Here is a 24,765-nt window from a genome sequence, read left to right as displayed (position 1 = left end):
ATTGAAACCAACGCGATTCGTCAAAAAGTATCGAAGGGACGGTAACCTATGAAGGGTCAGACGGGGTCCTTTCACCTGTTCAACGAGCTGTCCGAGCATATAACACTGCGGATCGGCTCCTGTCATTCGCTATACCATGACAGCAGGTGGAGAGAAGTCAAGGAGCACTCCGATTACGATCTATGGATCGTAGAGGAAGGGACGGTTACCCTGCGGATGGGGGACGTGAGCGGGACGGCGAAGGCCGGAGACCTGATCTTGTTTTATCCGAACGTTCCTTACACCGCTTCGAACGGGGAGGAAGGCTGCAGGTTTATCTACGTTCACTTTGATTTTGGCATCGGGGACCGGTCGCGGATATTGGACGATTTCCCTTTATCCGGCATTGTTGCGGGAGGCTCGGTGCAGGAGGAGGCGGTTTTGTTCCGGCAAGCTTTCGAGCGGTATTCCAATCGTTCGGTTTTGTCAAGCGTCCGGCTTAAAGGCTGCCTGACCGTACTGCTTGCCAAAATTATCGAAAATGCGGCGGAATCCGAAGCCGCTGCCGTAAGCGGCGAACCGGCGGACACGAACCCGAAGGCAAGGGCCTCCCGTCAGATGGACATCCTGCAGCCGGTGTTCCGCTTTGTGCATGAACAACTGCACCGTCCGATCGCCGTTCGAGAGCTTGCCGAAAAAGCCGGCATGTCGGAGAAATATTTCATTACGTTTTTCAAGCAAACCGTCGGCGTCACACCCGGATATTACTTGTATCAAGTACGCATGAACCGCGCGCGCGACTACTTGTACCGGAGAACGTACACCATCAAACAAATCGCCGAGCTGCTCGGCTACCCCGATCCGTACAGCTTTTCGAAAGCATTCAAAAAGTATTACAAGAAGCCGCCCTCGCAATTCGTGTAAAAGAGCGTCCTGTCTGGTACTCCTCATACGGGGCGTTTGTTGCCCGGTTTGGTTTATGTAGTGTCTGCATTTCCGGGCCTAGCGCCTATGGTATACTTGTCATAAGGGGTCTGCATAAGAACCTTGGAGGAGGGATGCTTGATGGAATGCCGGGTCGGATGCGCCGCCTGCTGTATCGTCGTGTCGATCTCGTCCGCTATCCCCGGAATGCCGGAAGGCAAACCCGCCGGCGTCCGGTGCGTCCAGCTTACGGACGATAACAAGTGCGGCCTGTTCGGGAAGCCCGAACGTCCTGCCGTATGTCTAAGCTTGCGGCCCTCGGAAGACATGTGCGGCAATTCGAATGAGCACGCTTTCGACTATTTAAGCACACTGGAGCGGATGACAGCTCCGGATCGCACCTGAACGGCAGCTGCTCTAAGAGAGAAGGCCGCGGACATAGCCAGACAGCAATTCGCCTCCCCAAAACGCTCCCGATTCGATGGCGAACGTTCAGACAAACAAAAACCCCCTCTGCTCAAGGGGGCGGGGTCGGTTCTTTCTAGGAAAGCGCACGTTCAAGCCGTTCGCACAAAGCCGTCTCGCCGATCTGCCCGGTCAAATAAAGCTGGAGCGGACCGGATATTTTTCGCAGCTGCCAGTTGGCCAGATTCAGATCTTGTTGAACGCGGAATGACGGCATAATTTCTTTAAACAAGTTGTAGCGGGAAGGACGCAGACCGTCATCCGGCCGGATTTCGTCGGCGACCTCCTTATGAACCGGGATGCTCAGAGAATGGGTGCTGATCAGCCTCTGAGCTCTCGGCGATCTCAAATACTCCATAAACGTGCGGACCGCTTCCTTATGTCTGGACTGTTCGTTGACGCCGACTCCGATCGAGACCGCATTGGTCAGCGGATGACGGATAAACGGCAGCGGCGAGATATCGTAATCGAGACCGCTTCCTCCCAGCCTCGTTAAGGTGCTGTAACCGACGAGCGTCATCGAAATGCGCCCTTCTCTAAACATCCGGATATAATCGATCTCCCGGTCGTTCCAGAATGGCGGGAACATCGACGGGTCCGAGACGATCTCCCGGTAAAACCGCATGCACTCCATCAGCTTCCCGTCCGGGCCGATCTCGAAACGTCCGTTGGCATCGCGCTCAAATTTCACGCCGCTCTGCAGGAGCAGGGCAGGCCAAATATTGATGGACAACGGATCGAAATACAGGCCGTACGAGTCGCTTCGGGTGAGTTGCCTCGCATTTTTGATCATATCGCTCCACGTCCAGGTGCTGTCCGGCTCCAGAAGTCCATTCTCGCGAAAATGCGCTTTGTTGTAGCATAATATAAGAGGAGAAAAGGTCACAGGCTGCACGTAGCGCCGACCTCCGACGGAAAACACATCTGTCAGAAAGCGGTACACGCCCGGGAGATGGTCCGGAAGCGGCTCCAGCAAGGACAATTTGTCACGCACCGCAACATCCTGGAACGTATCCTGATTCAGCGTCACCGCGTCGATCACGCCGCTGTCCAGCATCTGGGTGAACATGTGGTAGTGGTCCGTATTGACCAGAATCGTTTTCACGCGTATCGACGGGTGCAAGGCCTGAAAGTCTGCGATCAACGGCTCCAGCGCAAAATCGTGGACGACCGTCGCATAACAGGCGATCACCAGCGTCACCTGCTCCAGTTCGGGAGCTTGGACGACTTTCGCGCCGACCCGCCTTTCCTTGACGACCATGCCCCGTTCCACCAGAAGATCGATGCCTTTGCGGACAGAACGCGGTCCCATCTTGAACAGCTCCGCCAGTGCGGTTTCGGAAGGAAGCAGATCGCCTACGCTGTACACGCCTTCGGCAATATCCCTCTCCAATTTCTCCACCATTCGATTCAGCCGGGAATGAAATGTTTTGCGGCTCGTTTTCTCCTCTTTATGCAACGGTTTCTACACTCCTGTCCAATCGCCGGAACTTCACTTCTTTCATTGTGTATCGTTCAGGATTCAAAGTCAACAGACCCATTCGTCCAAGGTGGCAAAACGGAAAAGCCGAATCTGTTCAGGGTGAACGGTCAGCCGTAATAGTGGACGATACATTCGATCAGAGCGATGCTGCCCGCATTCGTATCTGTCGTCGAATCGCCTTGCCGGGTCAATCGGAAGGCGGCGTTTTTGCCTTTGAGTCCTCCGCTCTCGAAATTATAGGCGACCTGGACTTTATTGATTCCCGCCGTCAAGCTGGCATGAAACACGTTATCCGTTCCCAAAGGCGCATTCGTCGCCGTATCGATAGCCGCAAGGCGAAACGATGCGCTGCCCGGCTCGTCGGCATGGACGATCACATCTACGGTTCCCCGATTGGCGATCCCGGTCCCGAAGGCGACGAACCCGAGCCATCCGTCAGTAGCGACATCCGGGCCGGCAGCTACATGGCCGAGCGAGAACGAGCGGCTTGTCGGGTTGCCGTACTGCAGCGTATTGTTGATGACCGGCTGACCCGTTACACTGAGCAGCGACCTCCCGTCGAACATGCCGCCCCTCACCCCGTTGGCAACGATCTCACTCAGCACAAGCGCATTTTCATATCCATGGAAGGAACAAGCCGGATCGATGTACAGCCCGATTGCTTTGTTGACGGCAATCGCCCGCTTGCAGCCGGAAGATCCCCGTAAAAAAATGCTCCCTCTCACGGCTATTCCGTAAATCGTAGCTAACGGATCGTCCACATCGATCGCAACATCGGCTCCATTGTTCACGTTGGCCGTGCCGTTCGATTCGAAATAGACGCCGTCAAAGTTGACTTGACGCGTCCCGTTCTCGAGACGGGCGCCGAACTGGCTATTCCCTTCGATGGCCGTGCCGAAGAAGTTGACTCCGAGCGGAGAACGGGACCGGAACCCGACTCCGTTTCCTTGCAGCTCCCCTCCGACGAACGAAATGCCGTTAAAGCCGACATGCGGCGGCGAGTCGCTCCTTACGATATCCACACCTACAGCAAAACGCTGTGCGATCAGATTGAATACGGACGCGATCCATCCGCCGCGTATGCGGCATCCGGTCCCTTGCCCGACGGTCTCGCTGTACAAAAAGAGATTGCTTAGGGACCAGCGCGTAGGCGCCGTATTAACGCTGGCATCGATAATATCGAGCGCGATCTGGCCGCTCCCCGCTGTCGTGATCAGGAAATTATCGAGGCTGAACTCCTTGGACTCCGCTCCGCTCAGGACGACTCCGCCCGACGTAAAACGAAGATTCGTGCTTCGGCCGTATCCGGTGACGCGGTTGCCTTTGGTGAGATAGATGTTGCCCGTGCACAAATAAGTTGCTTTCGCCGACAGTTGAACGCCGCCGTGAACAGCCGCACATTGGGTGATTTGACGCTGGCTCGGGATGACACCGCCGGGATCGGCGCCAAACACCTCGGGCGTTATAGCCGTATCTCCTACTCTCCTATAACAGCCTTGGCCGGTTGTGTCCGCAAGGAACCAATTCGCCACTTGTCCGTCGTTCGTCCAGTCCGCGGGCAGCGGCCGATTTGGATCGATGACAGTTCCGCCGTTATGGAGACCTTTGCTAAGCGAAGCATCCCAGACATAAGCGCCGCCCCCATGCGGCGTACCCGCCCGGTAGCCCTTCAAGCGGAAGCACTGTCCGTCCTGAAGCTCGGACTCGTCTATAGCTGTCAGGTCGGCCAGACTGTCTACGCACATGGCGCAGCTCGCGCCGGCGGCTTTTTTGGCGAATCCGACCGTGCTGCCCGATGCCGCGATGGCGCCCGCCGCAGCCACCCCGATCGTCGCCAGCATCTTCCTGCGGCTGATGGTCCCGTTTTCCCATCCAACCCGATTCCCTTTCATGCGGATCACTCTCCCATGTACGTTTTTAGAGGTTGTTCAAAAAGTCCACTTTTGATCACGCACTTTTAATTATTTCAGCTGTGCTTCGATTTTTTTATTGGCCCGCTCTTCCGCTTCCCGCAGGGCGGTATTGACATCTTTGGACCCCGAAGCGACATCCGTTCCCGCGATATTCAGCTCGGGGCTGGCCAATTTTTCGTAATTCGTGCTGTACGGCAGAGGAGCCGTTTGATGTTTGAAAATCGCCTCGATATTTTTGCCTTTGACGAGCTCATACTTCGTGCCGAACTGCTTTCGGATCGCCTCCGAATTCAGGGCGGTTATTTTGCCGTATTGCGAAAGCAGCGACTGCACTTCTTCCGAGGTCGATATGTACGATACGGCCTGGAACGCTTGCTCCTTGTATTTGCTGCTCTGGGACACTAGCAAATAAATCGGCTTGGCTGCACCGGATATGCCGGGCGCCTCCCGATGCTGCGGAATGGAAGCCATATCCCAGTTCAGCGTCTGCCCGCTCTTCTCCACGCTTTCGGCGAAACCGAGCATCGGGTTCAGCCACTGGGTAAGCATCGCCATCCGCTTTTCCTTATAAAACGCCTCGTTGGGCAAATTCGTAATTCCCGTTTCGTGAATATCCTTCACTACACCAAGGGCCCGCTTCCATAAATCGTTTTGAAAATCGGCCTTTCCCGTCTGCTTGTTAATGATCGGAATGCCCCACTGCATCCCGACCGTATGCAAATTGCCCCAGCGGACGCCTTCGTATTGAACTTGATCTTCCTTGCGTGTAAGCCGTCTGGATACATTCACCAGGTCTTCGTAAGTCATCTGATCGGTCGGATACGCGACCGCAAATTTGTCGAACAAGTCCTTGTTGTAAAACAGCATGAATTTATCGACGTACCACGGCAGACCGAATATTTCGCCTTTGGGTCCGACGTTCCGGATGCCTTGAACAGGCGATGCGTCCAGCTGATTCAGATTCACTTTGTATGTCTCCAGGTAAGGATTCAAGTCGAGCGGATACGCATAGTCCGTAACGGCGGATAAGTTCGGATAGTCGGTTATGACGAGATCCGGAGGCGTTCCTTGCTCGATCATCTTCTGGAAACTGACCCCTCCTCCCGTGTTCACATATTCGATCGTAATATGGGGATATTTCTTCTTTACGGGTTCGCCGATAAACCGATCGACCGCTTCCTGCGTAATTAACGTGGCGAAATACATAATCTTCAGCGTAGCCGGTTCAACTGTTGCAACCGCCGCACCCGCTTCGGGCACGTTCTGCCCGGGAACGTTTACGGCCTCCGGTTTCGTTCCTCCGCATCCGGCGATCATACTTGCGGCAAGAGCAAACATCGTGCACATGGAAATCGGTTTGCGAAACATCGCTTGACCCCCTTTTATTGACAACGCTTTCATTTTCGGACTTGTTTCATAATCCGCATTTCATATTGCCTGTCTCCGTACTTCCTAGCTCATAACGGTAGTGCTACTCCACATCACGCTTGAGATTGCATTCCACAAGAGAAAAGAAACTTCCCTCCTGACCGTTTATATTAGGTCCTATCTACATCCTTTAATTATGAATTTATTGTTTTCCGACAACTTAGGACGTTTGAAGATTGACCTTGAAACTCATTATATTTCGTCTCCCACATCCTGTAAAGAGGGTTTTGGACGTTTTTTCACTTAAAACAAACAAGAAATCGTATAAATGTTACATTTGATTGTTTATTTATTTTATTTGGGACGTAGATAGGATGTTATAAATTTAAATATAATAATGGTTGGGTTGTAGATAGGATGTAGTATACCAAATCCGACTAGTGCCAGACCTCGAAATTAGACCAACGGATAAATCTACCAGCGTATGGGCAGCAGAGATCGGTGTCCGGATCCAGCGGCGAATGAATTTACGCCAACACGCTGAATGAGGATAGCAAGGGGTTGTTTTTTGCAGGGTGAAGCGATTAGCGGAAGAAAGACTTCCGCTACTGTGCCTGAAACCGTCCAGAAAGGTGGATAGCGGAACTATTATTTCCGTTATTTATGGAAATTTACTTGAAATACAGAGAAATCCTCCGTATAGAGGAAATAAAACTTCCGCTAACGACCATAAAAGAGTTTGATCAATGAATTAGCGGAAGTAAAGTTTCCTCTATCATCATTTGCAGGGAGCAAAACAAGGTTGAACCGTATTCTTTGCCAAACGACCATCGCTCGCCTGTTATATAAGGCTGTCGATTCAATGTGGACAACCAAGTGGAAAGGGAAAAGATGAGCTTCTGGCGAGTTTTGTCTGGAATCCCCTACCTTACCATCCTTATTCAACAAGGGATTCCGGACAACCTGTTTGAGCAGAAGAAGGTAACTTTTCACTTGGAACGGCCTGCTATCACTTCTATATTGATTCGACACCTCTATATGCCGACTAGTACATCCAACCTCCCCGTCTGCGCAAACTCGCCGCTTCGGTAAAATCTGCTCGTACAAGTGTTGGGATTTTTACGTAGCGTTGCACTAGGCATCAGCTCCCCCGTTTCTCTTCACCTTTCGACTCGCATTTTTCATGATTTCCGCTCCCTCTGCTTGAGCTCCCCGGGAGGGCCCGACTTGCTGCAGACTTTTGTGAATCCCTTCGTGTACGTGTCCGCAGCCCTTCCCTAACTGGTCCCGCCTTCGCCCGCTTCATAATTCCAACTGCACCCGCAATTCAGCCTCAAGGGAAAACGGCCGAACGAAGTATTATCCGCTTTCCGGAAACGTCAAAAAGACCGTTTCAGCCTGGTGAGATGGCTTCGAACGGTCTTTTCGCTGTAGGTTCTGACATAATTCGTTCCATCGGCGCATCATGATCGACCAGGTACACTTCAGCAGCCTGACAAATAGCCGATGTTAGGTTGGTCGCTGGAACGCCTCTCTACCACTGGAAAGGCAGCTTGTTAAAAAACAGATTCGGATTGGCCTGCACATTATGCACCCAGAACGTAAAATGCAGGTGCGGCCCCGTTGAAAATCCGGTCGTACCGACAAGACCGATAATGTCGCCTTTTTTCACCCGGTCCCCAGCCTTCACCTTTAGCTCGGACATGTGCGCATACTGCGAAAACAACCCCATGCCGTGATCCAAATAAATCGCATTGCCGGTTAAATACAACATCTCCGCCAATACGACGACACCGTCGTTCGTCGCCTTGATCGGAGTTCCTTCCTTCGCCGCCAGATCGATCGCCAGATGAGAGCTGTCGTATTTGCCGTTGACATAACGCGTATGTCCGTAAGGCGTGGTCAGCCGGCCTTCGACGGGCTGGATGAAGGCGGAATCAAACAAAAACTCGGGCTCGGATTTGCTGCGCGCCTCGTTAATCTTTTTCTGATCGGCCTGGATGCGCTGCGTATCCTGCTTCATGCTCTCCATCTGCTGTGTCACTTGCAAATATTGGGTGTCGAACTTTTTCGCTTGAATCGTAAGCTGCTTGTCCCCGATCGGGTACGAGCCGGCCTTCACCGACAGCGGAATCGGGATATACGTGAAGTAACCCGCGCCGAACGGCTGAAGCGCGTACGTCTTGCCGTTCCATTCCACCTGCCCCGGCTTGTCGTGCCGGACGAGCACGACATCTCCGGGCGAAGCCTGCTCCGGCAGGATGACCCACTCGGTCCCCATCGTCTGCTTCGCTTGCTCCGGCGTGGCATACAATGCCGCTTCCCGGCCGATTCGCTGCAGCCGCGACTTCTCTTCCTCCAGAGCTTCTTTAACTTGCGGCGTTACTTCCGCCTGCCAGCTCGTCCCTCCGTCGGTCGTCACCAGCAGCGGTGCAGCCGGGTCCGACGGCTGCACGGGCAGCACCCAGCCGACCCGGTCGGTTACGAACTGGGATTGCTTGACCGCATACGACTTCATCCCGACCGTAACGACCGCGGGTTTGGGCTCTCCCTCCGGCACTGTGCTCCAATCGAACAGAACGGCCGATGGTCCGGCAGTGCCGTTCGGGGAAGCTGGCGCTGCGCCTGGTGTTATGCTCGGTGTTGTGCTTGTCGCACCTGGCGTTACGCCCGAGGCTGTGCCTGGTGTTGTGCTCGGCGTTACGCCCGGGGCTGTACCCGGTGTTGCGCCCGGTGTCGTGGCGGATGTCCCCGGGTTCGCCGCCGGGCCGTTTGCCCCGGTTGCCGCACCGCCCGCCGACACCCCCGGAACAGCGCCGGCGCCAGCGCTGCCTGCTCCTGTTGGACTGTCCGCAACCAGCCGCCACCGGCTCCCCCCGTCCTCGGTTACTTTCATAGTGCCGTCCGAATAACGCATCCACCCGCGGTCCAGATCGGTCATGCCGAACTGTACGACTTCCGGAGGAGGCGGCTGTACCGGCGTAAGCGGCGCCTCGGACTCCGCTGCCGGAGACTGTCCGGCCCGCTGCCCGTTCACGAACACAACCGCACAAGCCGCCACGAGGACGATGGCAAGCAGAAACAGGCCAAATTTGCGCGACATAAGTCCGGATCGTTTCGAATGCGTCTCTTTCCGCGAATCCATAATTCTTATCCTCCACTCCGTACTCGGTTTTGATTCTCTAATCATACGATACGGAGCTGAAAAATTCTATTTCGTATCCGTTGCAAATTCTTGTTGACTCTCACGTTACGTTATACTTTAGAGTAAATGTTGAAAGGAGGTCATTGCGATTCCGCTAAAAGTAAGCGAAGTTGCGGAGCTGGCCGGCATCAGCGTAAGGACGCTCCACCATTACGATGAAATCGGGCTGCTGACCCCTGAGGAAGTGACCGGGGCCGGATACCGCCTGTACACCGACGGCAATCTGGAGACGCTGCAGCAAATATTATTTTTTAAAGAGCTCGGCTTCCCGCTCAAACAAATCAAAGAGATTATGAGCAGTCCTTCCTTCGACCGTCAGGAAGCGCTGGAGCTGCATCGGAAGTTGCTGCTGGAGAAACGCCGCCAGCTCGACAAGAGGATTGCCACCATTACGAAAACGATTCAGCATACGAGAGGAGAAATCCAAATGTCCAACAAAGAGAAATTCGAAGGCTTCGACTTCAGCCACAATCCGTACGAGAAAGAAGCCCGCAAACGGTGGGGAGACGAAGCCGTAGACAAGGCGAACGCCAAAGTCGGAAGTTTGTCCAAAGACGAGCAGGCCGCCTGGGGCGAGGCGATGAACGCCATCTACTCCAAGCTCGCATCGCTTCGCGGCAATTCGCCCGAGTCCGACGAGTCGCAAGCCGCCATTAAGGAATGGTACGACTTCCTGAACCGGATGGGTCAATACTCGCCCGAGGCGTTCAGAGGGCTTGGCCAAATGTACGTGGACGATGAACGGTTCACCCGCAACATCGACCAGTTCGGAGAAGGTCTCGCCGTATTTATGCGCGATGCGATGGCCGTCTATGCGGACCGGCATCGGGAATAGGCGAATGCCGCGGTAGACGACGTATCCGCGTTCCCTTATCCGGCTGCGGCCGTTGTACACGAAAAGTCCCCGCGGAGGTGCTCCAGGCACCCTAGACGGGGACTTTTTTGGCGCGGCGAGAAGCGATGCCGCCGTAGCGGCTCGTCCCAGCGCAAACTTTTTTCCAACAAACGTCTCTAATCCATCCTGTCTCCAACCGACTGCCCGCGTCCGCGCAGCTCCTCCATCACAGGAACGAGCTCGCTGAACGTGCGGATCGTCCGAAACGGCTGAATCTCGTGCATCGACAACGGGTCTTGGCCCTTATGATTGATCCAGACCGACCGGATGCCGAGCCGCTGGGGCGCAACCACTTCCCATTGGTAATTGTCGCCGATCATCCACACTTCCTCCGGGGCGGCTCCCAGCAGCTTCAAAGCGTGCTCGTACACGCGGCTGTCCGGCTTGCCGCTGCCGAATTCCCCTTCGATCACAATATGATCGAACAACGGCGCGAGCTGGAACCGGTCGATCTTGCAGCGTTGCGGGGCTGATGCGCCGTTCGTCAGCAGGGCGAGCGGAATGCCCAAGCTTTTGAGGTAATGAATCGTATCGATGGCACCCGGAAATACAGCTATCTTCTCGTCCCGCTCGATTCCATAGTCGGCCGCAATCAGCCCGGCCAGCGACCGATCCTCGATACCGAGCAGCCCCAGCGCGCTTCCGATAATTTCGGTTCTCGCCATCGTCAGATCCAGCCTGCCCCGTCTGTGGCGTTCGGCATCGCTCCAATACCAACGAGCGTGCTCTTTGATGGCGGCGACGATCGTACCTACGTCCGGGCCGTTCTCCCCGTTCAGATATTTCCCGCACACGCTTACCCAGCAACTATCCAGATCGATTCCCTGCTCATAAGCAAGGATCGTATCGTCCATATCCACCAACAAAGCTTTCGGCAGCAACCGGTTCTCCCCCTCCACATCGACGCGCGGCACAAGTTTCTGCAGCGGTTCCTCATTGTCCATCTATTATCTCCGTTATTTCCTTTATTTTCAATCGGAAATAGGGGAGGGAGAGCCGCCGGGTATGCAGGCCAAGTAAACATCCAAGAATCAGGCAATCGGGAGAGCCTCTCCCGCTACTTGCCCTGCTGTTTCATCTCCTGAATATGCTTGTTCGCTTTCTCGTCCGCAAGCCGAAGCGCCGTATTGACGTCCATATTGTTTTGCGCCATCTCTTTGTTGGACTCTTGGAGGAACGAATAAATTTTCGTATCGTAGTTCGTGCTCATCGGGGCCGGAGCCGGGGACACTTTGAAAATACCGGCCAAATTTTTCCCTTCGTACACTTTCAAGTCGGCTGCATAGTTTTGTTTCATCGACGTATCCTTCAGCACCGTCAGACGTCCGGCTTTGTTCATCGCCACCTGTGCTTCGTCCGACAGCAGCGTACGGATCACTTCATAGGCGGCAGTTTTGTTTTTGGATGCGGGCGGCACCATGAACAGGTGGAAGTCGATCTGGCGTCCCAGCTTCGGACGGTCGTCGAAGGCCGGATACGAGACCATATCCCATTTGAACGAACGGCCCTCCTTCTCCATCTGCGCCAAAGTATCGGTCGTCGCCGCAATCCAGTTCGGATTCATCGCCAGCGTCTGGTCTTTGGCGAATTCGTTAAATCCGTAGTTGAATTCCTTGTTCGGTCCCAAATACCCGCTCATATCGTACAGCTGCCTCAAGGAACTAAATATCGTCTTGAAGCCTTCGGACGTAACCGCCGACCTTCCCAGCTTCTCGTCCACGACCGGCAGCGAATATTGCCGCAGCAACCCTTGCGGCGCTCCCATCGACACGCCTACATAGCGGATTCCGCCTTCCGTCCGGGTTACCCGCTTGGCCAGCTCCAGCGTCTGGCTCCAGGTCATCTCGTCCTTCGGATAAGGGACGCCGAGCTTGTCGAATATTTCTTTGTTATACAGCATAACCCCGTAATTCATCGAGAGAGGCAGGCCGAACAGCTCTCCCTTCGTTCCGAACTTGTTCAGTTCATTCAGCGCTTCAGGCTCGATCCGGTTCAGATTCAATCCGCTCGTCTTCACCATCGACTGCATATCTTCGCCGAACCCGAGATCCAGCATATATTTCACGTACACATTGCTCGTGGCGACCAGATCGGGGACGATTCCCGACGCAGCCAGATCCTCGGGAGATTTGGCCGTCAACAGCTCGAACGAGATATGCGGGAATTTGGCCTGGATCGGCTTAACGATATACGCCTGCAGCTCGCGGTCATTAATGCCGGCCTGGTAATCGTAAATTTTCAAAGTCACAGGCTCGTTCACGGGCTGGACCGCAGCCTCGGCGTCCGGTAAAGCCGTTTCTTTGCCGCAGCCGGCCAAAGCTGCCGCCAGGATCAGTCCGGGCACAAACGCCTTGCGTCTTCTCATCGTCTAACTCCCCCTCATCATTGGTCATAGAACCTTTCAACTGTTGCTCTGCGGATGAACAGACTGTACCCCTTTGCAATATGTAAACGCATTCAAATAAAAACGGCGATGATCACCTCCCATCGTATCTTATCTCGAACCTTCTCTCGAACTTCCCCTTCCTCACGAGCAGCGCTGAATCGGAGCTGCCGGAACAGGCACGTGATAACCTCCCAACGAACCTTGAAACCGTTCTCATTTCATCTTTTAGAAAAAACGCTCCCCTTCCCGGCAGACCAAACAGACTGACTGCTTCTCTTACCATGTCAGCCGTTTGGTCCCTGATCCGGGCAGGTCACCTTGCCGGATTCGGTTCGTACTTCTCGTCCTTTACTTCCGCCTGCAGACGGTACAGTTCCTGTTCCAAAATGTTCACGACACGGGCATAGTCCGGATCGTCGTAGACGTTGATCATCTCATGCGGGTCTTTCTTCAGATCGAACAATTCCCACTCCGGCGGCTGCGGATTATCCTCCGACCCCGTAGTGCCGAGTGCGTCGGCGTAATAATAGATCAGCTTGTATTGTTCCGTGCGGATGCCGTAATGGGCATAGACGGCATGCTCGGACATATGCATCCAATACCGGTAGTACATCGACGTGCGCCATCCCTCCGGGCTCTCTTCCTGCAACACCGGCCGGAATGTGACGCCCTGCATCTCCGCCGGCGCTTCGATTCCGGCATAATCGAGGAAGGTCGGGGCAAAATCCGTATTCAGCACCATATGCCGGTCATCGACAGTCCCTGGCCGAATGCCGCGCGGATAACGGATGACAAAAGGCATGCGCAGCGATTCCTCATACATGAACCGCTTGTCGTACCAGCCGTGATCGCCAAGGAAGAAGCCTTGATCGGACGTGTATACGACGATCGTGTTGTCGGTCAGCCCTTCCGCATCGAGATAATCGAGCAAGCGGCCGACATTGTCATCGACGGAAGCGACGCACCTCAAATAGTCTTTGATATACCTTTGGTATTTCCAGCTTTTGAGCGCGGCTCCCGTCAGATGCTCCGGCGGCTCCATCTTCAGATCCCGCGCGGTCAGATCCCGGTCGATCCGCATCTCCGCCGCCGCTGCTGCGCTCGCCCGGTTCGTGTAGTCGTCGTGAAACGTTTCCGGCTCGGGAATATCGATATCCTCGTACAGGCTAGCGTGCTTCGGGTCCGGAATCCACGGCCGGTGCGGCGCTTTGTGATGGCACATCAGGAAAAAGGGCCGGTCCGGGTCGCGCCTTCCGATCCAGTCGATGGACAAATCCGTAATAATATCGGTCGCGTACCCGCGGATGACCCGCCTCTCTCCTCCGCGGATGAAGGCCGGATCGATATAATCGCCTTGACCGGGCAAGATGTCCCAATAATCAAAACCGGTCGGGTCGCTTTCCCCGCCGTGTCCGAGATGCCATTTGCCGACAATAGCGGTCTGGTATCCGTTCTCCTGCAGCAGCTTCGGCATCGTTTGCTGTCTGCCGTCGAACCGGTCGGACAACGTCCGCACGCCGTTGATATGATTGTAAACGCCTGTAAGGATCGCTGCCCGGCTCGGGGCGCAGATCGAATTCGTGCAGAAGCACTGGTCGAAGCGCATCCCCTCATCGGCAATCCGGTCGATGTTCGGTGTACGATTTATCCGGCTGCCGTAACAGCTCATCGCATGGGCGGCGTGGTCGTCGCTCATGATGAATACGATATTCGGGCGGCTGTCCGCTTGTGGCTCCACTTCCGTCAGCTCCTTCCAACGCTTGGTTGCCCCCATTATAACGAATTCGAATCGCCGCCAGCCATGTACAATACTCCGGCTTTATGTACAAAATCACATTGGCAATGACAGCGCGGATCGTGTTACGATGAGGACAAATGATGGCGTGTTAGGGGTGTTTCCCGGATGCTCACTCTCCATTCCGCCTATTACGACGACAGGATTCCCAACTGGCGCATGGCACCGGTCGCGGTAGAATCCAACATTCTCGTCCTCGTCACAGAAGGCAGGCTCGTGTATACCATCAACCATACTCTAATAACGGCGGAAGAAGGCGATCTCGTCTTCATCCCGAAAGGAACGTTCCGCAGCGCGGAGAATGACGGGCCGCACCCCCACCGGAAATATTCGGCGCTGTTCGACCATTCGTTCCCGCACGGAACCGTTCCTCTGTTCGACCTCGGCTGTTTTACGAAAAAAAGAATCGGCGATATCGATTACGTGGCCAAACGGTTCGAAGCGCTGCATCGCGAAATGCAGGAGGAAAAGCCGATGCACCGCTTGGCGGCTGCGGGTATTGTTCAAGAGATCGCGGCGATCGCAAGCCGCGAATCCGGATCTGCGGGCACCTCCCCGACGAAGTGGAGGCTGGCCGAGCGAATGAAACGGCATATCCGCGAACACTACCGCGAGCCGCTTCATGTAGGCGAACTCGCCGAGCTCATCCAGCGTTCCCCCAATTACGCGATTTCGCTGTTCAAGGAGGTAACCGGCCAGACGCCGGTCGCCTATATGCAGCAGCTGCGTATCGCGGAGGCGCGCAATCTGCTGCTGAACAGCGATTTTACGGTAACTGAAATCGCCGACTACCTCGGGTATTACGACACCTCCTATTTCTACCGGGTATTCAAGCGGGCGACGTCCGTCTCGCCCTCCGCCTTCTCCGTCACGCGGGACAGATGATCTCCTTCGGACCGGTACTCACCAATCCCGCCCATTCTCCATATGCTGTAGGCAAACATCCAATCGGAAAGGAAGTTTGACCAGCATGTCCTATCGGTTCCCGGCTGAAGCCGGCAAGCTTAACGAGACTGCCTCCTTGGAGAAACGGGAGGACGACGGGTGGGTGACGGCCGGCGGTCCGAATCGGGCCGAGCCCGGTCTGAACGCAGATCTGGACGGAGACGGCGTCCCCGAGTGGATCGGCGTGTATAGGCGCAATGGAGACTTGTATGTGATGGTGTACCGCTGGAGCGGAACGAATTGGGCTCCGGCCTCCGCCTTAAGAGGGTACGGCAATGAGCTTAACGTATTCTACGCCGCTCCGCTCACCCGTCCTGACCGGTGGAACATCGTCGCCGGCTGGCACGATGCGGAGAACGGCTCCCGGCTGGCGATCTACGAATGGACCGGATACGGCCTGATGGACTTCGGTCCGGGCCCGGCCCGGCCGCTGATCTCCGGCACCGGCTACGGCTCCGGTTACGCCCCGGTCCTGGTGCCGGAACAAGCCGAAACGAGACTGCCCGCCGCCGCCATCCGGACGATCCCGCTGTATCCGATCACGGTCAGGACGATCGGGGGCAATCTGTGGGGGTATATCGACGAACGCGGGCAGACGATCCTTCCTCCCCGGTTCGAGTACGCGAACGACTTTCAGGACAACGGGCTCGCTGTGGTGGAGACCGGCGGCAAGCAAGGCGTTATCGACGCCCGGGGGCGGTTTGTCGTAGAGCCGGTTTACGAATCCGTTTCCCCGTTCTCGGAAGGCCGCGCCATTGTCATCGACAAGAAAGGGTTCCGTGTCATCGACGACCTCGGCCATATTCTGACTCCGAACACTTACGACTATATCGGCGCTTACCATGACGGCAGAGCGGTGTTCTACACGATGGATGCGGGCGGGTTAAGCCGCTACGGGTATTTGAATCTGGCAGGACAAGAAGCGATACCCGCCCAATACTTGGATGCGACCGACTTTGCAAACGGCAGAGCGGTCGTGAAGGTGAAGGAAGGCGAGTATGCATTAATCGGAACGGACGGCAGACGTCTGGCCGTCTACAACTATGCTTTTGTCGGCAGTCCGGGCGACGGGCTCCTGTCGTTCCAGCAGACGGAAAACGGCAAGTACGGGTATATCGACGAAAAGGGGAAGATCGTGATCCCTCCCCGCTTCAGCATCGCACTGCCTTTCCAAAACGGCCGGGCCGTCGTAAATATCGCGGAGGATTACAACAATTTATACGGGCTGATCGACACAACCGGCGCGTATATTATGCAGCCCGAATATAACGACATCTCGCTGCTTGGAGAGCAGCGGGCGGCGGCTGGCAAAGCGCTTGATCCGAAGCGGCCTTATCTCGGCTCCACATACGCGCTTGCCGACAGCGGCAGCGGACAACGGCTGACCGGCTTTGATTTCGGCCAAATTACCGAATTCCACGAAGGGTACGCCTCCGTGTACAACGACCGGTACACGTACTGGATCGACCCTTCCGGCAGGCAGGCCGCCCATCTGCCCCGGCTCGAGGGCAGCGGCACGATGGCGTTCATCGGCAAGCTGATCAGCGCCAATATCGATCAGCGGCTGTCGTATTACGACCGCAGCGGCAAGCTCGTCTGGCGGCCCCCTGTCGTGCTGCCGCTCCGTCCTCCTTATCAGGTCCGGGAGGTCAAGTATAAGCCGAACAAAGATTACCTCGTCTACTATCCGCAGATCGAAGGCATGGCCGATCCGGCTGTCCAGAAGAAGGTCAACCGCAAGCTCGCGGAGCTGTCCGCCGTGAAACCGGTTCCGGCCGACAAGCAATTGGACTACAACTACACCGGCGATTATGCGGTTGTTTTTTTCGACAAAAACCTGCTCGTCCTCGAGCTGTACGGATACAACTATCCGTTCGGAGCGGCCCACGGGATGCCGAGCCGCGTGTACGTCCACTTGAATCTGGCGAGCGGCGATATGTATGCGCTGAAAGACTTGTTCAAGCCCGGAGCGCCTTACACGCAAAGGCTGACGGAAATCGTGAAGAAGCAGATCGCGACGAATCCGGAATACGATTACGTCTTCCCGGACAGCAAGGTAGAAGTGAAGCCCGATCAGCTGTTTTTCGTAAACCGGGATGCGCTGAACATCTTGTTCCCGCCTTACGAGATCGCGCCGTATGTCGCAGGTTTCCCGACCTTCAAGATCCCGTATGCGGAAATAGCGGATATTCTCGATACGAACGGGGCGTTCTGGAAATCGTTCCATTAAGGCTTGGATTTCGAATCTCGCATAGAACCGACTTTCTTCCAAGAAAAAGGACCTCAGCCTCCACGCTACAGTGGAAGTTGAGGTCCTTTCGTTTGGACGTTGGGCGTTCTCAGGTCCTGCAAATGCTTTCGGGGCAGCTCCCCGCAAGAAAAGCGCCGCGATCGGGTTAGCCGCCGAAATAATCGTTCAGGCCGGCCGCGATCGCGCGCGCCGCCTTGCGCTGATAATCGTCCTTGCGGACGACCGATTCGTCGCCGGCATCTGTCAGGAAACCGAGCTCGAGCAGCACCGAAGGCTGCTTGTTTTCCCGCAGCACATGGTAATCGCCGTACGAGATCCCGTTGCTTTTAATGCCGACCCCTTGGCCGAGCCTAGCTTCGATACTGCGGGCCAAGGGCCGGTCTTTCGATTCGGAGTAATAAAACGTCAAGGTGCCCGACACTTTCTTGGGGGACGCATTGTAATGAATGCTTACGAAGGCGTCAGCCTGCTGCTTGCTGCCGAGCGCGGCCCGCTGGGACAGCTCCGGCTGCTCCTTGTCGTTCGTCCGGGTCATGACGACCTTCGCCCCGGCGCGGCGCAGCTCCTCCGCAACATACTGGGCGGTATTCAAATTAATCGTCTTCTCTATCGTCTTATATTTGTTGCCGATCACACCCGGATCATCGCCGCCGTGCCCGGGATCGAGCACGATCACTTTCCCGCTAAGACCGCCGGTTTTCCGTACCGCCTGCGCTGTTACGCTGCCTCCGGTCTCGTCCACATATCGGCCGGACACCCATCCGGTCTTGCCGGCGGTCGTACGGACCTGCAGCCAGCCGTTCTCCCGCTTCACGATCGTAAGTGCCGCGCCTTTCTGCAGCAGCTCCGTCGCTTCGTTATTCGTACCCGGTCCGCTGCGCATCCACAGCTTGTCCGCCGAGACGACTCCGTGCTTGCTTGCGGTGGCGTTCCCGACCGCCGACTTCGGCGTCGCTTCGCTTTTGGAGGTGTTCGTCGCTGCGGTTTTGGCCGGACTTGCCGCCGTGCTGCCGGCAGTTGCTGTCGAGTTGCTCAGCTTTTTCACATATTGTCCGGCTACCCAGCCCGTTTTCTGGCCCGATTTGATCTTCAGCCAGCCGTAGGCCTCGTCCGAGACGGTGATAACCGCACCATTCGACAAAGAGCTGACGATCTTCGAACTAGCCGCCGGTTCGGAGCGAACGTTCAGATGATCCGCGGTCACCCGAGCCGAATACGTATCGCCGGCGTGCGCTTTTTCCGTTACAGGCAAAGAGATGCAGAGCATCATGCCGAGAACCAGAACAGCTTTCCGTGCAATAGGTGGTTTCATAGCAGTCCTCTTATTTTCTTTTAATAGGTTTAAGAGGTTGTTCAAAAAGCCCACTTTTGATCACGAAGCAGGCACAGGAAGCCTGATCGACATCGAATATGGAATTCAGCCGGAACCTCTGGTGCTCACGTAGCTTTCACTACGCTCCGCTCCTCATTTCCTAGCTACATCCCATCTTCTTGGTGCTGAAAACCGGACTTTTTGAACTCGCACTTTAAGTTCCTCACTCTCATTTTTACCATTTACGACAAAGAGACGCAACTGCCGACAGAACCGTTTTTTCCATTCCATGGAACTATACGGGGCGAATCGCGGGGGTAACAAGAAAATACTGCCCGGAAGCCCAGAAGAAGGGATTTATTTCGAACATAGCAGCAGAATACGTAAATCCGTTCCGAACGGACAGCAGGAACTTGTCCCGTAATGGAGCCGAAATGATGCCGGAACGCTCCGGTTTGCTTTAACAAACAGACATATTCTGCATCGCTAAAAAAAATGTAGAATTTACCCGAAAACATCTAAACTTTCGTGTCGCTGCAACCGTCAAATAAGATAAGAGAGTTCGGCAATAGCGTACGCATAACTCTTGCAGGCGCAAACCGCGGTGCGCCGCCCCAAGCAACCGATTCACCCGTGATGAAACGCTTCGACAACGGAGCCTAATGTTGGTACGGCGTCCGCGCTTGCTGCGGGAGCTCATTCCTTATAATCAAGCATCGATCGACCTCAATTAAATATCGGCAGGCAGCATGGGAAGAAAAGAAAGGATTCAGCTTATGAGAAGACGTAGAAGATTAAGACTAACGGTCGTTAGTGTTGTCATGCTGCTGATTTTTGCCGGTTATACGATTAAAACCGCATGGATTGGCGGCGAAAGTCCGCAGACCGCTGTAGCCGAGGAAGTGCACAGTCCGACGACGCCCCCTCAGGTTCCGCCGGTAGAGAACGCATCGATGACCGGCGGACAGAGCGGCTTGCCGGCGCCCGGCAGCTCCGTAGCAGCGAAGCCGGGCAAGGAAGACGGCACACCGAAACCGGCAGCACCGAAAGAAACGGCGAAGCCAAATGAAGCCGGGAAGCCGACCGGTCCGGTCAAGAAGCCGGAAGGGAAGCAGATCGCGCTCACCTTCGACGACGGTCCGGACAAAACGTATACGCCTCAAGTATTGGATATTTTGAAGGAGCACGACGTCAAGGCGACCTTTTTCGTCGTTGGCATTCAGATTGCGAAGTACGGGGATGTTCTGAAACGGATTCAAAAAGAAGGTCACGCCATCGGCAATCATTCGTATCATCATGCCAAACTGACCGAATGCAACCCGGATCAAATCGCCGAAGAAATCGCCAAAACCGACGAAGCGCTCCGCAAAGTGCTCGGAAGCGGAACCGATCTGTTCCGTGCGCCGTACGGTGCGACCAACGAGAAGGTGAAGAAAACGGTAGCGGCCTCCAAACAGGAGCTTATCCATTGGACGGTCGATACGAAGGATTGGGCCGGCACGCCGCCGGAGCAGATCATGGAGATCGTCAAGGAGCATGCGAAGCCCGGAGGCATTATCTTAATGCACAGCTTCGGAGGCAAAAACGGCAAGCTGGACAATACCGTCGAGGTGCTGCCGCAAATGATCGACTATCTGAAACAAAAAGGATATACGTTCGTAACCGTGCCGGAGCTGTTGGCCGGCAAAGAAGCAGCGTAAACGTTAAGGGCATTCGCTCCGTCATGGAGTGAATGCCCTTTGTGTACCGCCGCTGACCGGACAAACGCCGATATCGCCTGATGCCGGGCCGTCATGATCCGGGTGGAAGAAGTTCGGAGTCACCGTACGGTCCTCGTAATGGTTATGGAAGATCGGCGTCGTTGCGGGCGATACGGGAGGAATAAGCCATGTCCAGTCTCCCGTTACGCCTCTTCCGCAGCGGCTCTCCCGCTCCCCGAACCGGGTAAACTGCTGCGCCGCCGTATGATGATCGACAATCATCACGCCGTGCTTCTTGTAGGAATGCAGAACCGCCACGTTCAGCTCCACCAGCGCACGGTCCCGCCACAAGTACGACTCGTGCCGCATGTCCAGCCCCATCAGCGACGCTACGGCCGGAAGCAAGTTGTACCGGCGCTCGTCGGCCAGATTGCGCGCCCCGATCTCCGTCCCCATATACCAGCCGTTAAACGGAGCCGCAGTGTACGAGATGCCGCCGATCTCCAGCCTCATGTTGGAGACGATCGGCACCGCGTACCATTTCAACTGCATATCCGCAAGTCCCGGCAGCTCCGGATGGGAGAGCGGAACCTCCAGCACGAGATCGCGGGGAATCGGGAACAACCGGGGAGTCCGATCCCCGATCCGCACGACGAGCGGCAGCACGTCGAAAGCCGTCCGTTCCCCCTGCCAGCCGAGCTCCCGGCATCGCTTCGTAAAATCGACCGAATCCGGGTCGCCGACAATCCCTTCTTCCGTCTCGTAACCCGCATAACGGATCAGCTGATAATTCTCGATCCGAATCTCCCGGCCGGGTCGCCCCGCCTGCCGGAATACCGTGATCGTCGGGCGAATCCGTCCGCCGTTCGTCGCACTTCCGATATGGCGGAGCAGCGCCCCGGCAATCTGCTCCTCCGTCTCGAGCCGTCTCTCGTCCACGACCTCGAGCGTCTCCCAGAACAGCCGACCGATGCACCGGTTGCTGTTGCGCCAGGCGAGCCGCGCTCCGTGGCGAAGCTCCTCCTCCGTATGCTCGTAGCTCCCGCTCTCCGCGATCCGGCGCCGGACCTCGAGCAGCCGATCGTTCGTACGATCGGCGCCCCAGCCGAGCTCATCGCCGCATATCCGGATAAATGTCTCCGCTTCTTCCAGTATCGCCCGCTGCGTCGCCATGCTCCTGAAGTCTCCGTTCCGTCTATGATGCTTCTAGTATACCTAACCGGAACGATGCGCTACAAATGAGCAGTTTGTGAACGATCGGCGCATGGCGTTATTTTTTGGCGGCCATCACTTCCTCGATCTTTTTGTTGGCCGCTTCCTCCGCTTCCCTAAGCGCCGTATTGATATCCTTCTGCCCGTTCATGACCGAGAGGTAAGCCGTATTGAGGAAGCCCGGCACCTGACCGAAATACGAATTGAACGGATACGGAGAAGCCGCGGACTCCAGCGGCACGGCTGCCTTTACATTTTTGCCGGCCAGCTGAGGCACGTTTTTCCCGAGCACCTCCGTCAAATTGTCGATCTTGATCGGCGGAACATACCCGTGCTTGGCGAATTCCTTCTGGAACTCTTCGGAGCCGATATAGGCCGCGGCGAGAAACGCCTGGTCGCGGTTTTTACTCGTGCTCGCAATGGCGTAAAACGGAAGCTGCAAGCCGGGTCCCGCCTTGGGAGCATCCTTGAAGCGCGGAAGCTCTACGAGATCCCAGTTGATCGGCGTTTGTTTCACGATATCCCACGAACCCCCGCTCTGAGCGGCCATGATCGCCACCCGGCCTTCCTTCCAGAACAGATCGTTAAAGGTCGGGGCATACTCATTGCCGTCGATGCGGTGAAACCGGGCGAAGTTATCGATGATTTTTTTCCAGTTGTCGTTATTCAGCGTTGCTTTGTTCGACTTCGTATCGATATAGCCCTGAGACAGCTGATTGACCGGAAGCAGATGGCCGTAACCTTCCTGGAAGCCTAAATATGAAATGCCTCCGTCCTGTCTCGTCAGCTTGCGCGCCATTTCGTAAACTTCGTCCCAGGTCATGCCGTCCTTCGGGTAGGAAACCCCGAACTTGTCGAAAATGTCTTTGTTGTAAAACAGCGCTGTCGATACGGCCGCATTCGGAATCCCGTAAATCTCCTTTTTACTGCCGAATTGCTGCATCTGCTCCAGGACGACGGGATACAGTTTGTTCAGATCGTAACCATACAGCTTGATCAGGTCGGTGACGTCGTTTTCCAGCTTGTTATCCGCCATCAGCGTATAAAACGTGGCTCCGCTCACTTTGATCAGATCGAGCGGAACGCCCTGGGCGAGCAGGTCGGGCAGCGACCCGCCTCCGTTATCCTTATTGGCCGAATACAGCTTGAAGGACATGTTCGGGTACTTCTTGCGGATCTGATTGCCGTACAGCTCCATAAACTGCTCCTGCGTATACGTAGGCGAGTTCTCGAACACGTTGATGACGACCGGCTTGGATGTCGCTTCCGCAATTTTGCTGGCGAAGTCGTCCTTCTTGGCTGCGCCGCTGTCTCCGCCCGGTTCCGCCGTTTTCCCTCCGGTTCCGTTCCCGCTGCAGCCGGCCAGCAGAGCCGCAATTGTCATGCCCGCAATCACAATCGATCTTTTTCCGTTCATTCGGAACACCCCTTCGTTTGTCTGATATGATCATTCCATAACCGGCCTAGCGAACCGGTTCACACCCCGGCCGCATCCGTCTTTCCCGCTTCCGTTCAACTGCCTGCTCGCTCAAAGCTTGATCACCTGATCGCGACGCGAAGAAGCGTTGCGGAAATCCGGCACATCGATCACCCGGCCGCCGTTCATAATCGACAGTTCGGACAGCAGACCGACCGCGGTCCATTCGCAGGCGTCATACACGTCGATCGCCGGAGGAATCCCGCCGCGGACCGCCTCGATAAAATCGTGCACGATAAAATAATCTCCGCCCCAGTGGCCCGCCCGCTTCTGCTCCTCGGTAGCATTGCGGTACCGCTCCGGCATCTTGTCGTAATGACCGGCAAGCGGCTCCCATTTGGCATGATCCATCTGTTCCCCGTCGGTATGAAAATATATTTTATGCTGATCGCCCAGCCCTCTCGGCGCCTCGTAGCTGCCTTTCGTTCCTTGCAGCGTGTAATAGCCGCAGTTGCCCGGCCGGTTCGACACGCAGTCAAGGCGCAGTCGGATCAGCTTGCCGCTCTCGAGCTGGCACATCGTGACGGACGTGTCTTCCTGCCGGAACTGCGGGGCCGTATGCCAGCCCGTGCCGAAGCAGGCGACGCTTTTGATCCGATCTCCGCGGAACCATTGCATAAGCGGCCCGAGACTGTGCGTCGGGTAGAAATTGCCCCGTTTGCCATACTGCCAATAATGGCGCCAGGAGGTCCGGTTCGCCGTCGGATCGTTCGCCACCCGGCGGTTATGTCCGAAGGCGAGATGGCGGTTGCTGTGCAAATATTCCCCTTCGGCGTAATAAATATCGCCGAACATCCCTTGCCGGACCATATTGCCGATCAGCTGGTTTTCCGGGATGTAGCAGTAGTTTTCCGCCATCATATACACCTTGCCGTGCTTCTCCACCGCTTCTTTCAGCCACCACAGCTCATCCATCGTCACCCCCGCGGTCACCTCGCACAACACGTGCTTGCCCGCTTCCAGCGCCTGGATCGTCTGCTGGAGATGAAACTGCATTGGTGTGGCGACGAAGACCGCATCGATATCCGACTCGAGCATGTCTTCATAGATCCGGTACGTGTTCGGAATTCGGAGCCGTGCCGCCCGATCCAGCAGCTGCCCTTCGTGCAGATCGCATAAAGCGGTTACCTCAACCCCCGGAATCGAGTTGAAGCCGAGCATCATGCTTAACCCTCTTACCCCGGCAATTCCAATCTTTATAGTCATTGCTTCCACTCCTATCTGTGTAAGGTTCGTTACCGCCCTATTTGTATGCGCTTACAATGATGTTGCTGCATCTTGTGAAGCAGTCTCCCGTCTCCGATATATACGGTTAGCCCCCCCCTTCTTTCAACTGACGGAATGTCGTTCCGTATGCTGAACCACAACTATAGCGTACCATACCCTCATTTCCGGGATATGATCTATCTTGCATCGTTTTCGACTCTTATTTGCCTAATCTTGCTTTCTTGCGTC

Annotated in this window: 17 protein-coding genes; 6 read left to right on the top strand and 11 right to left on the bottom strand. The window is 55.6% G+C overall.

Annotation, left to right across the window (positions count from 1 at the left end; translation table 11 throughout):
• The first annotated feature begins 48 nt into the window (after nt 1–48).
• Both PV433_RS03130 and PV433_RS03125 read left to right on the top strand, forming a co-directional pair.
• A complete protein-coding gene (locus tag PV433_RS03130) occupies nt 49–903 on the top strand; it encodes an AraC family transcriptional regulator (RefSeq protein ID WP_332070735.1) in 855 nt (284 codons plus the stop codon).
• 141 nt (nt 904–1,044) lie between these two features.
• Entirely contained in the window at nt 1,045–1,308 is a 264-nt protein-coding gene (locus tag PV433_RS03125) for a YkgJ family cysteine cluster protein (RefSeq protein ID WP_332070734.1), read from the top strand.
• A gap of 136 nt (nt 1,309–1,444) precedes the next feature.
• Here PV433_RS03125 and PV433_RS03120 read toward each other — a convergent pair whose 3' ends face one another.
• The 4 genes from PV433_RS03120 to PV433_RS03105 all read right to left on the bottom strand — a co-directional run bounded on the left by PV433_RS03120 (nt 1,445) and on the right by PV433_RS03105 (nt 9,277).
• Nucleotides 1,445–2,827 carry an extracellular solute-binding protein gene (locus tag PV433_RS03120; RefSeq protein WP_332070733.1) on the bottom strand — a complete coding sequence of 461 codons (1,383 nt, stop codon included), beginning with the start codon at nt 2,825–2,827 and terminating at the stop codon, nt 1,445–1,447.
• Nucleotides 2,828–2,958: 131 nt separating this feature from the next.
• Entirely contained in the window at nt 2,959–4,743 is a 1,785-nt protein-coding gene (locus tag PV433_RS03115; protein WP_332070732.1) for a hypothetical protein, read from the bottom strand.
• A 69-nt stretch (nt 4,744–4,812) separates the two neighbouring features.
• The gene (locus PV433_RS03110; protein ID WP_332070731.1) at nt 4,813–6,132 is read right to left on the bottom strand and encodes an ABC transporter substrate-binding protein; all 1,320 of its coding nucleotides are present in this window, start codon (nt 6,130–6,132) and stop codon (nt 4,813–4,815) included.
• 1,534 nt (nt 6,133–7,666) lie between these two features.
• Nucleotides 7,667–9,277, bottom strand: coding sequence for a peptidoglycan DD-metalloendopeptidase family protein (locus tag PV433_RS03105; protein ID WP_332070730.1), 1,611 nt, complete (start codon nt 9,275–9,277; stop codon nt 7,667–7,669).
• 148 nt (nt 9,278–9,425) lie between these two features.
• On the opposite strand from PV433_RS03105, the gene PV433_RS03100 reads away from it, so the two are divergent.
• The gene (locus tag PV433_RS03100) at nt 9,426–10,172 is read left to right on the top strand and encodes a MerR family transcriptional regulator (RefSeq protein ID WP_332070849.1); all 747 of its coding nucleotides are present in this window, start codon (nt 9,426–9,428) and stop codon (nt 10,170–10,172) included.
• Nucleotides 10,173–10,348: 176 nt separating this feature from the next.
• On the opposite strand, the gene PV433_RS03095 is transcribed toward PV433_RS03100, so the two are convergent.
• The 3 genes from PV433_RS03095 to PV433_RS03085 form a co-directional block, all read right to left on the bottom strand.
• Nucleotides 10,349–11,176 carry an HAD family hydrolase gene (locus PV433_RS03095; RefSeq protein WP_332070729.1) on the bottom strand — a complete coding sequence of 276 codons (828 nt, stop codon included), beginning with the start codon at nt 11,174–11,176 and terminating at the stop codon, nt 10,349–10,351.
• Nucleotides 11,177–11,289: 113 nt separating this feature from the next.
• Nucleotides 11,290–12,597, bottom strand: coding sequence for an ABC transporter substrate-binding protein (locus PV433_RS03090; protein WP_332070728.1), 1,308 nt, complete (start codon nt 12,595–12,597; stop codon nt 11,290–11,292).
• A 334-nt stretch (nt 12,598–12,931) separates the two neighbouring features.
• Nucleotides 12,932–14,356 (bottom strand): sulfatase family protein, encoded by a 1,425-nt coding sequence (locus PV433_RS03085; RefSeq protein ID WP_332070727.1) that lies wholly within the window; start codon nt 14,354–14,356, stop codon nt 12,932–12,934.
• A 165-nt stretch (nt 14,357–14,521) separates the two neighbouring features.
• On the opposite strand from PV433_RS03085, the gene PV433_RS03080 reads away from it, so the two are divergent.
• Together PV433_RS03080 and PV433_RS03075 are read left to right on the top strand one after the other, a co-directional pair.
• Entirely contained in the window at nt 14,522–15,298 is a 777-nt protein-coding gene (locus tag PV433_RS03080) for a helix-turn-helix transcriptional regulator (protein WP_332070726.1), read from the top strand.
• Nucleotides 15,299–15,383: 85 nt separating this feature from the next.
• Nucleotides 15,384–17,588, top strand: coding sequence for a WG repeat-containing protein (locus PV433_RS03075; protein WP_332070725.1), 2,205 nt, complete (start codon nt 15,384–15,386; stop codon nt 17,586–17,588).
• A gap of 166 nt (nt 17,589–17,754) precedes the next feature.
• On the opposite strand, the gene PV433_RS03070 is transcribed toward PV433_RS03075, so the two are convergent.
• Nucleotides 17,755–18,921, bottom strand: a complete 1,167-nt coding sequence (locus PV433_RS03070) for an N-acetylmuramoyl-L-alanine amidase (protein ID WP_332070724.1) — start codon at nt 18,919–18,921, stop codon at nt 17,755–17,757.
• Between the two features lie 776 nt (nt 18,922–19,697).
• On the opposite strand from PV433_RS03070, the gene PV433_RS03065 reads away from it, so the two are divergent.
• Nucleotides 19,698–20,621, top strand: coding sequence for a polysaccharide deacetylase family protein (locus tag PV433_RS03065; RefSeq protein WP_332070723.1), 924 nt, complete (start codon nt 19,698–19,700; stop codon nt 20,619–20,621).
• A 21-nt stretch (nt 20,622–20,642) separates the two neighbouring features.
• Here the strand turns inward: PV433_RS03065 and PV433_RS03060 are convergent, their stop codons facing one another.
• The 3 genes from PV433_RS03060 to PV433_RS03050 all read right to left on the bottom strand — a co-directional run bounded on the left by PV433_RS03060 (nt 20,643) and on the right by PV433_RS03050 (nt 24,516).
• Nucleotides 20,643–21,794: a nitric oxide synthase oxygenase gene (locus PV433_RS03060; RefSeq protein ID WP_332070722.1), complete on the bottom strand. Its 1,152-nt coding sequence runs from the start codon at nt 21,792–21,794 to the stop codon at nt 20,643–20,645.
• 97 nt (nt 21,795–21,891) lie between these two features.
• Nucleotides 21,892–23,250 (bottom strand): ABC transporter substrate-binding protein, encoded by a 1,359-nt coding sequence (locus tag PV433_RS03055; protein WP_332070721.1) that lies wholly within the window; start codon nt 23,248–23,250, stop codon nt 21,892–21,894.
• A 111-nt stretch (nt 23,251–23,361) separates the two neighbouring features.
• Entirely contained in the window at nt 23,362–24,516 is a 1,155-nt protein-coding gene (locus PV433_RS03050) for a Gfo/Idh/MocA family protein (protein ID WP_332070720.1), read from the bottom strand.
• Between the last annotated feature and the right edge of the window lie 249 nt (nt 24,517–24,765).

It is taken from the genome of Paenibacillus sp. GYB004, assembly GCF_036577605.1.
In the GTDB taxonomy this organism is placed as follows: Bacteria; Bacillota; Bacilli; order Paenibacillales; family NBRC-103111; genus Paenibacillus_AB; species Paenibacillus_AB oceani.
This window is presented reverse-complemented; position numbering and strand designations above follow the sequence as displayed.

What these genes read in the sequence shown, in the direction of transcription:
- PV433_RS03130 (WP_332070735.1), top strand. Translation starts at nt 49, where the DNA reads ATGAAGGGTCAGACGGGGTCCTTTCACCTGTTCAACGAGCTGTCCGAG.
- PV433_RS03125 (WP_332070734.1), top strand. Translation starts at nt 1,045, where the DNA reads ATGGAATGCCGGGTCGGATGCGCCGCCTGCTGTATCGTCGTGTCGATC.
- PV433_RS03115 (WP_332070732.1), bottom strand. Translation starts at nt 4,743, where the DNA reads ATGAAAGGGAATCGGGTTGGATGGGAAAACGGGACCATCAGCCGCAGG.
- PV433_RS03110 (WP_332070731.1), bottom strand. Translation starts at nt 6,132, where the DNA reads ATGTTTCGCAAACCGATTTCCATGTGCACGATGTTTGCTCTTGCCGCA.
- PV433_RS03105 (WP_332070730.1), bottom strand. Translation starts at nt 9,277, where the DNA reads ATGGATTCGCGGAAAGAGACGCATTCGAAACGATCCGGACTTATGTCG.
- PV433_RS03095 (WP_332070729.1), bottom strand. Translation starts at nt 11,176, where the DNA reads ATGGACAATGAGGAACCGCTGCAGAAACTTGTGCCGCGCGTCGATGTG.
- PV433_RS03090 (WP_332070728.1), bottom strand. Translation starts at nt 12,597, where the DNA reads ATGAGAAGACGCAAGGCGTTTGTGCCCGGACTGATCCTGGCGGCAGCT.
- PV433_RS03080 (WP_332070726.1), top strand. Translation starts at nt 14,522, where the DNA reads ATGCTCACTCTCCATTCCGCCTATTACGACGACAGGATTCCCAACTGG.
- PV433_RS03075 (WP_332070725.1), top strand. Translation starts at nt 15,384, where the DNA reads ATGTCCTATCGGTTCCCGGCTGAAGCCGGCAAGCTTAACGAGACTGCC.
- PV433_RS03070 (WP_332070724.1), bottom strand. Translation starts at nt 18,921, where the DNA reads ATGAAACCACCTATTGCACGGAAAGCTGTTCTGGTTCTCGGCATGATG.
- PV433_RS03065 (WP_332070723.1), top strand. Translation starts at nt 19,698, where the DNA reads ATGAGAAGACGTAGAAGATTAAGACTAACGGTCGTTAGTGTTGTCATG.
- PV433_RS03060 (WP_332070722.1), bottom strand. Translation starts at nt 21,794, where the DNA reads ATGGCGACGCAGCGGGCGATACTGGAAGAAGCGGAGACATTTATCCGG.
- PV433_RS03055 (WP_332070721.1), bottom strand. Translation starts at nt 23,250, where the DNA reads ATGAACGGAAAAAGATCGATTGTGATTGCGGGCATGACAATTGCGGCT.
- PV433_RS03050 (WP_332070720.1), bottom strand. Translation starts at nt 24,516, where the DNA reads ATGACTATAAAGATTGGAATTGCCGGGGTAAGAGGGTTAAGCATGATG.